A 12,743-nucleotide genomic window follows, 5' to 3' on the forward strand; every position below is an offset into this window, starting at 1 on the left:
CTGCGACACTGCGCCTTGACCTCGATCAGGCCAGTCGAAAACTCACGCGGCCGTAAACCGGATTTCGCGACGCAGGAATTGCGTGGCCCGGTTGGAGACGCGCGCGGGGTCACCCGTTGTCAGATATGCCTCGGCCGTGCCTGGGCCGATCATGCCCGGATGACGCTCAAGGTAGTCGGCCAGGCTTTCGGCCACAATGTTAGCTTGGCTGTATACGTTCACCTGTGCGCCAAGGGCTTCCTGGAACACGTCCTGCAACAGCGGATAATGCGTGCAGCCCAGAACCGCCGCCTGCGGTGACGGCATCTTGCGCCTGAGCGCATCGACATGGCTGCGCACCAATGCCTCGGCCAGGATCATGTCGCCCTCTTCGATGGCATCGACGACACCACCGCAAGCCTGCGCCTCGACATCCACGCCGATGGCACGAAACGCCAGTTCCCGCTGAAAGGCGCGGCTGGCCACGGTGGCAGGCGTGGCAAACAGCGCCACGTGTTTCACCGCCACTTCGCGCGGAGGACTATTGTCGCCCCATTGCCGCTCGGTCAACGCCTCGATCAAGGGCACGAAGACGCCCAGCACCCGCTTTTCGCGCGGCACCCATGACTCCTGCATGCGGCGCAGGGCTGCTGCGCTGGCCGTGTTGCAGGCCAGGATAACCAGGTCGCAGCCCGCATCGAACAGCCGTTCAACCGCCCTTGTGGTCAGATCATAGATGTCATCGGCATCCCGCACACCATAGGGGGCATGGGCACTGTCGCCGAAATAGACGAACGGCACATCTGGCAACCGTTTGCGCGCGGCCTCCAGCACGGTCAGCCCGCCCAGACCGGAATCGAAAATACCAACAGCCATGCGCCATGTCCCGTCTGTCACGCGCCTCGGGCGCGGTGCCTGCCCTCGAATTCGAAGCCGTAGTCATAGCTGCGCAACGGCGTCGGCGACAATTCATACGTGGCTTTGCGCAGGAAATCCATCATCGCCTTCGCATCCGACGCGCGCGCGGCGATCTCGCCACGGTCGATTGGTTGCCCGATCACCACCCTGACCGGCGTATCCACGCGTTTGCGAAACTCTTTGATCAGCAGGCCCATCCGAAGCGTCGTGTGCAGGTGGCTGGCGATCTGGAACAAGCGGCTGGTATGGCCATCGAAATAGACCGGCACCACGGTGGCACCCGATTTTGCCACCATCCGCGCGGTAAACGATCGCCATCCCGGGTCCATCGGCTGCGCGAAGGGTTTGCTCGCCGTCGAGACAGTGCCACCGGGAAAGATGCCGATCGCCCCGCCCGCGCCAAGGTAGCGCAGCGCCTCTCTCCGGGTTTCAAGGTTTTCCTGTATCGCCGCGCGGCTCTCGTCGAAACTCACCGGCAGGATGATACGGTTCAGGTCTTCGGCCTTTTGGAAAACCTTGTGCGCCAGTATCCTGAAATCGCCCCGTACAACCGACAGCATATGCCCCATCATCAACCCGTCTAGGATGCCATAGGGATGGTTGGCGATCATGATCAACGGACCTGTCCGGGGAATATTGGCAAGGTCACCGCCCGCGACTTCAAGGGAAAGCCCGTAGCGGTCAACCATGACCTGCCAAAAATCACGGCCGGCGGCGACCTCGTGTTCGTAGCCGGCGGCCCGCTTGATCAGGCTGATCCGCCCGGTCACGTTCTCCATCACGCGGATCATGGCCCTTCCGCCGCGCGTGCTGGCGGAATGGGCATATGAAATATCGCGGGCGATCTGCCGCTGGCCCGGCATGGTCACGTCCTCCGAAAACCTGGCGCTCGTTTACGTCGTCATGACGAGTCTGACCAGATTTTTTAAAGTTTGTGTAACCATGCCGAAGACCGCTCTTACTCCGCTGCCTTGGCCATGCCGCTGCCACCCGCGCGGATCACGGCCAACAACTCTTCGCGGCGTTTGGCGGCCTTGCGCTCATTGGCCTCTTTGACAGGGCCAAAGCCACGGATCTGCAAGGGCAATTCGGCCAGTGCAACCACTGCATCCATGGTGTCGGGTGTCACCTTGGGCAGCAGGTCGGCCATGTCGGCCTCGTATTGCTTGATCAGCGCGCGTTCCATCTTGCGTTCAGTGCTGCGGCCAAACGGGTCAAGCGGTGTCCCGCGCAGGCCCTTCATCTTTGCCAGCAAGCGGAACCAGCGCATCATGCCGGGACCGAACTCCCGCTTTTGCGGGCGCCCATCGGGGCCATCCTTTGACAACAGCGGCGGGGCGAGGTGGAATTTCATCTTGAAATCGCCCTCGAACTCCTGGCTTGCCTTTTCATAGCTGTCCAGGTGCAACCGTGCGACCTCGTACTCGTCCTTGTACGAAAGCAGCTTGTGATAGCCCTTGGCCACCGCCTCTTTCAGGCGCAGATCGTCGATCCCGTCCAGCATGTTGGTGTAACGCTTGGCCAGGCGCTTGCCCTGGTAGGCCACAAGGTGATTGGCCCGAAAGGCGATTTTCTCGTCCAGCGATTTGGGCTTGTCCACCACCGTAGACGTCAGCAGTTTTTCGGCGTCCTGCGGGTAAAGCGCGGCCCAGCGCCCGATTTCAAAGGCACGCAGGTTACGCTCGACCGCGGCGCCATTGAGGTCGATGGCGTTCTTGATCGCCTCGTAGCTGACCGGCACAAGCCCGCGCTGCCATGCGGCACCAAAGATCATCATGTTGGAATAGATCGAATCCCCCAGCGTGACCCTGGCCAGGTCGGACGCATCGAACAGGATGGCCTTGTCACGCAGCCGCGCCTCAAGCGCCAGCGACAGCCGGTCGCTGGGCAATGCGAACTCGGTATCGCGAGTGAAATCGCCGGTTATGATCTCGTGGCTGTTAACCACGGCGCCGGTGCGGCCCTGTTGCGTCAACCCGAGGGTCGAAGCCCCCGCGCTGACGACAAGATCACCGCCGATGAGGGCATCGGCCTCGCCGGTGGCGACACGCACGGCGCTGATATCGTCGGGCTTTTCGGCGATCCGGCAATGGATATGCACAGCGCCGCCCTTTTGCGCCAGCCCGGCCATTTCCATCATGCCCGCGCCCTTGCCGTCGATCTGCGCGGCCTGTGCCAGCACCGCACCGATGGTTACAACGCCCGTGCCGCCAACGCCGGTAATCACCACGTTCCAGGTGCCGTCGATGGTGGGCAGGGTGGGCGCGGGCATGTCGGGCAGCGTCAGATCGGTGGTCGCGGCCTTTTTCACCGTCGCGCCCTCTATCGTCAGGAACGAGGGGCAAAAGCCCTTGAGACAGGAAAAGTCCTTGTTGCAGCTTGATTGGTCGATGGCGCGCTTGCGGCCCAGTTCGGTTTCCTTGGGCACGATCGAGACACAGTTCGATTGCACCCCGCAATCTCCGCAGCCTTCGCAGACATCCGAGTTGATGAACACGCGACGATCCGGGTCGGGAAACTGCCCGCGCTTGCGGCGGCGGCGCTTTTCGGCGGCGCAGGTCTGGATATAGACGATGACCGACACGCCCTCCAGCTTGGTGCAGCGTTCCTGAACGGTCTGCAAGTCGGCACGTTCGAAGGTTTCGACATCCTTGGGAAAGCGGCTGAGGTCGACCTCTTCCTTTTCGTCGTAGACGGCGAAAACATGCTTCACCCCCATGCCGCGCATCTCTTCGACGATCCGATAGGCATCAAGGCCACCCTCGTTGCCCTGTCCGCCGGTCATGGCCACGGCATCGTTGTAAAGGATCTTGTAGGTGATGTTCACATCCGCGGCCAACGCGGCACGAATGGCCATGATGCCCGAGTGGTTATACGTGCCGTCGCCCAGGTTCTGGAACACGTGGTTGCAGGTCGAGAACGGCGCCTCGCCGATCCAGTTCGCGCCCTCGCCGCCCATATGGGTATAACCCAGCGTGTCACGGTCCATCCATTGCACCATGAAGTGACAACCGATACCGGCAAAGGCGCGGCTGCCTTCGGGCACCTTGGTCGAGCTGTTATGAGGACAGCCTGAACAGAAATAGGGCAGTCGTGCCGCGATATCCTCGGCATTGTCGTTGCGCCGCACCTCTTCCAGCGCGGCCATGCCGGCCTTGATCCCGTCGCCGTCGCGGCCTTCCTCGATCAGGATACCGCCCAGCTTTTCGGCAATCATGACGGGGTCCAGCGCCCATTTCGCCGGGAAGAGTTCGGGTCCGCTGTTTTCCTTGCGCCACCCGTAGACGCGGCGACCACGACGATCGTCAAAGATCGCCTCCTTGATCTGCACTTCCAGCAGCTTGCGCTTTTCCTCGACCACGATGATCAGGTCCAGCCCCTCGGCCCATTCCGAAAAGCCCTTCATGTCCAGTGGCCAGACCTGCCCCACCTTGTAGGTGGTGATGCCAAGCCGTTCGGCCTCGGCCGCGTCGATGTTCAACAGGCTCAGCGCATGTACGGTATCCAGCCAGCTTTTGCCGTGGCTCACGATGCCGATCTTGGCACCGGGCTTGCCCCAGGCGCGCTTGTCGATCCCGTTCGCATGGGCAAATGCCTCGGCGGCGACGCGCTTGTAATCGATCAATCGCGCCTCTTGCGCGATACGGTCGTCGACCAGGCGGATGTTCAAACCGCCCTCGGGCATATCGAAATCGGGGCGGACAAGTTGCATGCGGTCAGGGCGGCCATCGACCACGGCGGTGGCCTCGACCGTGTCTTTCATGGTCTTGAGCCCGACCCAGACACCGGCGAACCGGCTGAGTGCATAACCGTAAATCCCGTAATCCAGAATTTCCTGCACACCCGCAGGGCTGACAACAGGCAGTTGCGCATCGATCAATGCCCATTCCGACTGGTGCAGCACGGTCGAGGATTCGCCGGTATGGTCATCGCCCATCGCCACCAGCACCCCGCCATTGGGGCTGCTACCGGCCATGTTGGCATGGCGGAACACGTCTCCGGTGCGGTCAACACCCGGCCCTTTGCCGTACCACAGGCCAAAGACACCATCGAACTTGCCCTCGCCGCGCAATTCGGCCTGCTGGCTACCCCACAGCGCGGTGGCGGCCAGGTCTTCGTTCAGGCCCTCCTGAAACTTCACATCCGCCGCGGCCAGAAACTTTGCCGCGCGGTTCATCTGCATGTCGACCGCCCCAAGAGGAGAGCCGCGATAACCAGTCACGAACCCGGCCGTGTTCAGCCCGGCCGCGCGGTCGCGCGCCTTTTGCATCAGCATCAGGCGCACCAGTGCCTGCGTGCCGTTCAACAGCACCGGAGATTTTTCGATATCGAACCGGTCGTTCAAGGAAATTTCCGGTTTTGTCATGACGTCCTCCCATCGCACGTTTGGCATAACTATAGCGCAAATCGCGCGCAGTTTTAGGTCAAATTTTGTGACCTAAACCCCTTTACAGCGGAAATCACCCTACGTAACCACAGGCCAATCTGTTATTTTTAAGAATATTTCAATTATGTGTTACGGATGAATCGGAAGTTGTGGATATGGACTGGGACAAACTAAGAATTTTTCATGCCGTGGCCGATGCCGGCAGCCTGACCCACGCGGGTGAGGCGCTGCATCTTTCGCAATCTGCCGTCAGCCGGCAGGTGCGCGCGCTTGAGGAAAGCCTGAATACCACCCTTTTTCACCGCCACGCCAGGGGGCTGATTCTCACCGAGCAGGGCGAGCTTTTGTTCGATGCCACGACGGCCATGGCCAAGCGCCTCGATACCGCGTCGGCCCGTATTCGCGACAGCGAAGACGAAGTGTTCGGCCAGCTGCGCGTCACGACCACGACGGGCTTTGGCAGCTTGTGGCTGGCACCGCGTCTGCCCGCGCTTTACGAAAAATACCCCGATCTCAAGATCGACCTGATGCTGGAAGAGCGGGTACTGGACCTGCCCATGCGCGAGGCCGATGTCGCCATTCGCATGAAAGAGCCCAGCCAGGCCGACCTGATCCGCAAACGCCTGATGGGCGTGCGCATGCAGCTTTACGCCTCGCCGCGCTACATCGAGCGTCGCGGCATACCCGAAGATGTGTCCGACATCGTCGACCACCGGCTGATCTGCCAGAACCCGTCATCGACACAGGTTGGCGCCGGCGCGACATTGGTGGCCGAGCTCATGACACATGATGTGCACTCAACCTTGACCGTGAACAATTATTTCGGCGTGCTGCAAGCCGTGTTGAACGATCTGGGCATCGGCGTTCTGCCGAATTACCTGATGCGCGACTTTCCCGACCTTGTGCGCGTATTGCCCGAGGTGGAATCCAGCGAGGTTCCGGTTTTCCTGGCCTACCCCGAGGAATTGCGCCACTCCAAGCGCATCTCGGCGTTCCGTGATTTCGTTCAGGAAGAGATCATGAACTACCGCAAACACCTGAAGGATCAGTCGATCTACTAGCAGCCCGCCCAGATATGCATTTGGCGCATATCGGGCATGCTGCACCTGCGGCATGATTTGGCTTGATCAGACAAGACCAGACGCCTAATTCAGCACGTGACGGTGATGACGATCAAATCTTCATCATCTTCATACCTCCCTGTTGGACTTTGGCCGAGCTTAGTGCTCGGCCTTTTTTTTGCCCAACGCCGTTCAACCCTATCGAGCGTGGTTGAGACCGTGGTTCGTTGACGAATGTCGCGGCACACGGACCAACAGGCCCCTGTCTTTGCGCCAAGGTCGCGCGGTCATTCCGGCGCTTCCGACAAGATCGCGATGACCCGTGCGTCCGCGGGCAGGTCGAGCCCGGCCAGCAACGCCGCCAGCCCAGCCCCGCCCGAAGGCGTGGTGGCAAGCCCGGCCCGCGCCAGCACGGGCATGGCGGCCTGCGCCTGGCCTTCGGACAACAGGGCAAAACCGTCCGCATCGCGCGACAGGCCCCGCAGGGCGATCCAACTGGCCCTCTTGCAATCGAGCCGCCCCATGCAACTGGCGGGCCCCTGCGCATCGACACTCTTGCCCGCGGCGATGGCGTCGTGCAGTGCGGGCGCGGCCTCGGGTTCGACCACGACGATGATGGGCGCCTCGCCCCAGACGTGGCGGGCATGGGCGGCCACTGCGCCGGCCAACCCGCCAACGCCCGCCTGCAGCAGGATATGCGTCGGCGGCCACGGCATCTGTTCGGCGGCCTCTGCCGCAAGCACCAAGTACCCCTCCATCAGGCGATGCGGAATCTCGCTGTACCCAGCCCAGGAGCTGTCGGATAAAAGCACCAGCCCCTCGTCGTGCGCCGCGGTCTCGGCGGCGGCCATGCTGGCGGCATAATCGGCACCCGCGCGCCGCACCTCGGCCCCTTGGGCGCGCAACCGGTCGGCAAAACCTTCGGGCACGGTCCGTGCCAGGTAGACGATCGATTGCGCGCCGAACACACGTGCCCCGGCCGCGACCGAGAGGCCGTGATTGCCCGCGCTGGCCGTGACATACCCGCGCCCGGAGGCCTGACCGCCCGCCGCGTCGCGGGCAATGACATAAGCCGCGCCAAGCGCCTTGAAACTGCCCAGCCCCATGCGCCCACGTTCGTCCTTGACATGCAGCGATGCAACGCCCGCCCGGCGCGCCAGCCCGGGCGCGTCGACCAGGGGGGTGGCGGCATGGACCGGGCAGCGCACCAGCAGGTGGCGCGGCGCCTCGCCGTCAATGCTGGGGTACGGCGCATCCAGCGCCAGCCCCTGCCCGCGAAACCGGTTGTGCAACATGTTCTGGCCCTCTTGCCGCCCCGTCGCGCAGCAAAGCCACCGCCCCGCCCCGCGTCAACATGCATTTCGCGCCTAGCGCCGGGTGGCAGAGCGGCCCAAGCTACCCTATGTGATCTTCATGGCCCAGCACTCGGATCTCTTGACCGCCACCCTGACATTGACGCCCCCCGCGCGCGGCGAAACCGCGTGGAGCGCCGAAACCGAGGACGGCGTGGCCGGCCACGTGATTCCGGCAGGCCGCGGGCCGGGCCATGTGCGCCTGCACGGGTTGGCCTTCGACATCTCGCTGGGGCAGCTGAACGATGGCCAGGCCGCCCTGTGGCGCCCTTGGCAGATGACGCTGGAAGGCCCGAACCTCTTCCATGCCTGGACGGTGCCGCGCCGCAGCCCCCTTTCGCTGCTGACGGGCCGCAAGGCTCCGATCTTCGTGATGGACGACCACGCCCCGCCGCTGCAAATGGTCCAAGGCGGGGGGCTGCACCGCCAGGTCGCATTGGTGGCGGGCAGCGACCTGCTTGCACTGGCCGAGCACCCGCGCGGGCGCGCCCCGCGCCACATTCGCCATGCCCCCACCTTGCCCCCCGCGATCCAGGCCGCGCTGTGCCACGCGGTGACGCAACCGGGCTAGCCCATGCCTCTTCCCCCAGCGCGCCCGATGCCTTAAAGGAGGCCCGAGATGTCAACACCGGCGCATGCGCCACGGGGGAAACAGCACATGGACGAGCCAAAGATCACCACCGACCTGATCGAAGCACACGGGCTGAAACCCGATGAATACGACCGCATCCTGGAAATCATTGGCCGCGAACCCACATTCACCGAACTGGGCATTTTTTCGGCCATGTGGAACGAACATTGTTCTTACAAATCCTCCAAGAAATGGCTGCGCACCCTACCCACCGAAGGACCGCAGGTGATTTGCGGACCCGGTGAAAACGCGGGTGTCGTCGATATCGGCGACGGGCAGGCCGTGGTGTTCAAGATGGAAAGCCACAACCACCCCAGCTATATCGAGCCCTACCAAGGCGCGGCCACCGGCGTGGGCGGCATCCTGCGCGACGTGTTCACCATGGGCGCGCGCCCCATCGCGGCGATGAACAGCCTGTCATTCGGCGAGATAAGCCACCCCAAGACCCGGCAACTCGTGCATGGCGTGGTCGAGGGGGTCGGCGGTTATGGCAACTGTTTCGGCGTGCCCACCGTCGGGGGCGAAGTGCGTTTCCATGCTGCTTATAATGGCAACTGCCTGGTGAATGCCTTTGCCGCGGGCCTGGCCGATGCCGACAAGATCTTCTACTCGGCCGCCAGCGGTGTCGGCATGCCGGTAGTCTATCTCGGCGCCAAGACAGGGCGCGACGGCGTGGGCGGCGCCACCATGGCCAGCGCCGAGTTCGACGAGTCGATCGAGGAAAAGCGCCCGACCGTGCAGGTGGGCGACCCGTTCACCGAAAAGCGCCTGATGGAGGCCACGCTTGAACTGATGGCCACCGGCGCGGTGATCTCGATCCAGGACATGGGCGCGGCGGGGCTGACCTGCTCGGCCGTGGAAATGGGCGACAAGGGCGGGCTGGGCGTCCAGCTGCAACTTGACGACGTGCCGCAGCGCGAAGAGGCCATGACCGCCTATGAAATGATGCTGTCCGAAAGCCAGGAACGCATGTTGATGGTGCTGCGCCCCGAAAAGGAGGCCGAGGCCCGCGCCGTGTTCGAGAAATGGGACCTGGATTTCGCCATCGTCGGCGAAACCATCGCCGAAGACAGGTTCCTGATCCTGCATGGCAATGACGTAAAGGCCGATCTGCCGTTGTCGAAACTGTCTTCGGCCGCGCCCGAATACGACCGCCCCTGGGCCCCGACCGAAGCGCCCGAGCCGCTCGATGACGTGCCCGGCGTCGATCCGATCGACGCGCTCAAGGCGCTGATTGGCAGCCCCAACTATGCCGCCAAGCAATGGGTCTATGAACAGTATGACACGATGGTGATGGCCGACACGGTCCAGACGCCGGGGCTTGGCGCGGGCATCGTGCGGGTCCACGGCACCGACAAGCACCTTGCCTTTACCAGCGATGTCACGCCCCGCTACGTGCGGGCCAACCCTGTCGAGGGCGGCAAGCAGGCCGTGGCCGAGGCGTATCGCAATCTTTGCGCCGTCGGCGCGCGGCCCTTGGCCACCACCGACAACCTGAACTTCGGCAACCCCGAAAAGCCCGAGATCATGGGCCAGTTCGTCGGTGCGATCCAGGGGATCGGCGAGGCCTGCCGCGTGCTGGACACGCCCATCGTGTCGGGCAACGTGTCGCTTTACAACGAAACCGATGGCCAGGGAATCCTGCCCACCCCCACGATCTGCGCCGTGGGCCTGATCGACGGCCCCGAACAGGCGATCACCGGCTGCGCGCGTGACGGGCACGTGGCGCTTTTGCTGGGCGAAACGCAAGGCCATCTGGGCCAGTCGGCGCTGCTCTACGAGGTGTTCAACCGCGAAGACGGCGACGCGCCCCATGTCGACCTGGAGGCCGAGCGCGCGCATGGCGAATTCATCCGCGCCAATCACGAGATGATAAAGGCGTGCACCGACTTGGCCGATGGCGGGCTGGCCCTGGCCGCGTTCGAGATGGCCGAGGCCGGCGGCGTCGGGGTGCAACTCGATGACGGCGACATGGGCCAGCTATTCGGCGAAGACCAGGCCCGCTACCTGATCGCGTGCAATTTCGACCAGGCAGAGGCGCTGATGATTGCCGCTGGCCGGGCGGGCTTGCCGCTGAAGACCGTTGGCAAGTTCACAGGTTCCAACGTGCGCATGGGCGGGGCCGAGGCACCTTTGAGCGAACTTGCCGCGCTGTATCGCGGCGCGTTCGAGGCTGCGGTCGGGTGATCGGCGGCTTGCCTTAAAGACATATCACCCTTACATCTTTCAAGTGAAGCACAGGAGACCTTACCAATGCCGATGCATCCCCAGGAGATCGAAGACCTTCTGCGCGTAACCTTCCCCGATGCGCAGATCATCGTCGAGGGCGACGATGGTGTTCACATGTCCGCCGTGGTGATCGACGAGAGCTTTCGCGGGAAGAACCGGGTGCAGCAGCAGCGGGCCGTTTACGCCGCCTTGAAGGGCAAGATGGATGGCCCCAGCGGCGAATTGCACGCCCTGGCACTGACAACGCGCGCGCCCGACTAGGCCGATGGGAACCGGCGTGACCATACCGATCCTGCTGGGGCTGATCCTGGCCGTGACCGTGGCGATCGGCGTGGTGCGCCAGCGTGCGCAGGGCGGTGACGATGCGCCGCGCGGCAGCGAACCGGGCAAGGGGTACCACACGCTGCGCTCCAACTACAGTTCGGGCTTGGGCGGGCATGACACAAGCTGGAAAGTGCCGCGTGACCCACAGGAATACGCCCGCCGCTTCGTGCCGGCGGCGAAACGCCAAATCACTGATGTGAAAGGGAAATCAGAATGACCGACGCCAAGACCAAGATCGAGGAAACGAACAAGTCCAACGATGTCGTGCTGTATATGAAGGGCACCAAGACGATGCCGCAATGCGGGTTTTCGCAGCGTGTCGCGGGCGTGCTGACCTACATGGGCGTTGATTTTGCCGATGTGAACGTGCTCGAGGATGACGCGATCCGCCAGGGCATCAAGGATTATTCCGACTGGCCCACCATCCCGCAGCTTTACGTCAAGGGCGAGTTCGTGGGCGGCTGCGACATCATCACCGAGATGACCCTGTCGGGCGAGCTGGACCAGATGTTCGAGCAGAACGGCGTGGCCTATGACAAGGATGCCGCCGACAAGATCCGCGAAGCGAACGCCTGACTTCCGCGCGATCCTGGGCGAAAACCGCACGGTAACGCCCCGCCCGGCCTGTTAAGAGCGCGCGATATGCCACGGCAATCGCGCGCTTTTTGCATCCTGCCCCGTGAAAATAGGTCCGGTCGAGACCCAAGCTGGCGCCGCCGCCCCGCCCGGCACCAAAACCGCGCGCTTTCGGCTGGATACCGCGCGGGCGCTGCCGCGCCCAAGCCGACCAAAGGTTAACGCGGCGTCGCCCAGGGCGCTTGCGCCTTGAGCGGAATACGCAGCGCGCCACGCCCCGGGTTCGGGGCCGTTCGGCCACGGCTGCCCCGGCCGAAGGTTGGGTGCCCGCGTTACCGCGTTTCGCCCCTGCCCCGCGCCTCAGGCCTTGGCGTTTTCATCCAGCCGGTCGGCCAGCGACTCGGCCCGCGCGGCCAGTTCGGCCATGGTTTCCGTGATCTGCGGAGGGATCACCGGCACCTCGATCCGTTCAGGTTCGGGCGCGGGTGCGGATTTCAACCGCTCGATCTCGGCCTGCATGTCGGCCATCCTGGCCTCGGCCTCGCGCAGCTTGTCTTCGACGCCCGCCGTCTTGTCGGCCAGCATCAGGCCGGCCATCAAAAGCATACGCGCCTCGGGCAGACGCCCGATCTGCTGGCTGAGCGTCGCGGCCTCGGTATCGAGCATCGCGGCCGCGGCCATCAGGTAATGTTCTTCGCCTTCCTGGCAGGACACTTCGAAGGCGCGGCCGCCGATACGGATTTCAACCTCAGGCATTTTCCCCCTCCTCCGTGTCCGTGCCCTGCGCCAGAAGCGGCGCGATGCGGGCCATGATGGCGTCGGCCTCGGCCACATCGGTGGCGCGCGCGGCGCGCAACGCCTCGATCTCGGCCAGCATGGCCTTGTTGATCAGGTGCGGCTCGGCAACGCCGGCAGCGTTTGCCTCGCGCAGCTTGGCCACGCTTTCGCGCAACTGTTCGCTGGCCTGGCGCAGCCGCTGCAATTCGTCATCCAGCCGGGCCGCCGTGCTGCGCGCTTCGTCGAGTTCCGATTGCAGCGCGGTGCTGGCCTTGTCCTGGCGTTCATGCAGGGTCTTGATCCGCTCTTCAAGCTGGGCGGTGACCAGCTTTTCATCTTCGAGCGCCTGTTTCAGCTGCGCCATCTCTTCGGGGTCGGCGCCGCCCGGTGCGGCCCCGATACCGTCAAGACCGCGCGCGATGCGATCCATCGCGGCTGTCAGGCGTCGTTCCAGTTCGGTGATATCGCTCATGCCTCTTTGCCTTCACCCTTGTCATGGCGCAGGGTGG

12 protein-coding genes are annotated in these 12,743 nt (G+C 63.7%); 6 read left to right on the forward strand and 6 right to left on the reverse strand.

Translation table 11 applies throughout. The features are described from left to right. Nucleotides 1–42: 42 nt before the first annotated feature. The 3 genes from M8744_RS08305 to M8744_RS08315 form a co-directional block, all read right to left on the reverse strand. Nucleotides 43–855, reverse strand: a complete 813-nt coding sequence (locus M8744_RS08305) for a glutamate racemase (RefSeq protein WP_251412934.1) — start codon at nt 853–855, stop codon at nt 43–45. 17 nt (nt 856–872) lie between these two features. After that, nucleotides 873–1,760 (reverse strand): lysophospholipid acyltransferase family protein, encoded by an 888-nt coding sequence (locus M8744_RS08310; RefSeq protein ID WP_251412938.1) that lies wholly within the window; start codon nt 1,758–1,760, stop codon nt 873–875. A 95-nt stretch (nt 1,761–1,855) separates the two neighbouring features. Beyond that, nucleotides 1,856–5,263 carry an indolepyruvate ferredoxin oxidoreductase family protein gene (locus M8744_RS08315; RefSeq protein WP_251412941.1) on the reverse strand — a complete coding sequence of 1,136 codons (3,408 nt, stop codon included), beginning with the start codon at nt 5,261–5,263 and terminating at the stop codon, nt 1,856–1,858. A 176-nt stretch (nt 5,264–5,439) separates the two neighbouring features. On the opposite strand from M8744_RS08315, the gene M8744_RS08320 reads away from it, so the two are divergent. After that, nucleotides 5,440–6,345 carry a LysR family transcriptional regulator gene (locus tag M8744_RS08320; protein WP_251412956.1) on the forward strand — a complete coding sequence of 302 codons (906 nt, stop codon included), beginning with the start codon at nt 5,440–5,442 and terminating at the stop codon, nt 6,343–6,345. Nucleotides 6,346–6,632: 287 nt separating this feature from the next. Here the strand turns inward: M8744_RS08320 and M8744_RS08325 are convergent, their stop codons facing one another. After that, nucleotides 6,633–7,640, reverse strand: coding sequence for a pyridoxal-phosphate dependent enzyme (locus tag M8744_RS08325; protein WP_251412959.1), 1,008 nt, complete (start codon nt 7,638–7,640; stop codon nt 6,633–6,635). 118 nt (nt 7,641–7,758) lie between these two features. On the opposite strand from M8744_RS08325, the gene M8744_RS08330 reads away from it, so the two are divergent. The 5 genes from M8744_RS08330 (at nt 7,759) to grxD (ending at nt 11,457) form a co-directional block, all read left to right on the forward strand. Beyond that, a complete protein-coding gene (locus M8744_RS08330; RefSeq protein WP_251412962.1) occupies nt 7,759–8,268 on the forward strand; it encodes a hypothetical protein in 510 nt (169 codons plus the stop codon). Nucleotides 8,269–8,355: 87 nt separating this feature from the next. Further along, nucleotides 8,356–10,515 carry a phosphoribosylformylglycinamidine synthase subunit PurL gene (gene purL, locus M8744_RS08335; RefSeq protein WP_251413772.1) on the forward strand — a complete coding sequence of 720 codons (2,160 nt, stop codon included), beginning with the start codon at nt 8,356–8,358 and terminating at the stop codon, nt 10,513–10,515. A gap of 66 nt (nt 10,516–10,581) precedes the next feature. Continuing rightward, nucleotides 10,582–10,818 (forward strand): BolA family protein, encoded by a 237-nt coding sequence (locus M8744_RS08340; RefSeq protein WP_251412974.1) that lies wholly within the window; start codon nt 10,582–10,584, stop codon nt 10,816–10,818. A gap of 16 nt (nt 10,819–10,834) precedes the next feature. Further along, a complete protein-coding gene (locus M8744_RS08345; RefSeq protein WP_251412975.1) occupies nt 10,835–11,098 on the forward strand; it encodes a hypothetical protein in 264 nt (87 codons plus the stop codon). Further along, a complete protein-coding gene (gene grxD, locus M8744_RS08350) occupies nt 11,095–11,457 on the forward strand; it encodes a Grx4 family monothiol glutaredoxin (protein WP_251412987.1) in 363 nt (120 codons plus the stop codon). Before M8744_RS08345 ends, grxD begins: the two co-directional genes overlap by 4 nt. Before the next feature lie 360 nt (nt 11,458–11,817). Here the strand turns inward: grxD and M8744_RS08355 are convergent, their stop codons facing one another. After that, nucleotides 11,818–12,213 (reverse strand): cell division protein ZapA, encoded by a 396-nt coding sequence (locus M8744_RS08355; protein WP_251412989.1) that lies wholly within the window; start codon nt 12,211–12,213, stop codon nt 11,818–11,820. Further along, a complete protein-coding gene (locus M8744_RS08360; protein WP_251412991.1) occupies nt 12,206–12,706 on the reverse strand; it encodes a hypothetical protein in 501 nt (166 codons plus the stop codon). The genes M8744_RS08355 and M8744_RS08360 overlap by 8 nt, the downstream gene beginning before the upstream one ends. Nucleotides 12,707–12,743: the final 37 nt, after the last annotated feature.

The organism is Lutimaribacter degradans (assembly GCF_023703375.1).
Taxonomy (GTDB): domain Bacteria; phylum Pseudomonadota; class Alphaproteobacteria; order Rhodobacterales; family Rhodobacteraceae; genus Lutimaribacter; species Lutimaribacter degradans.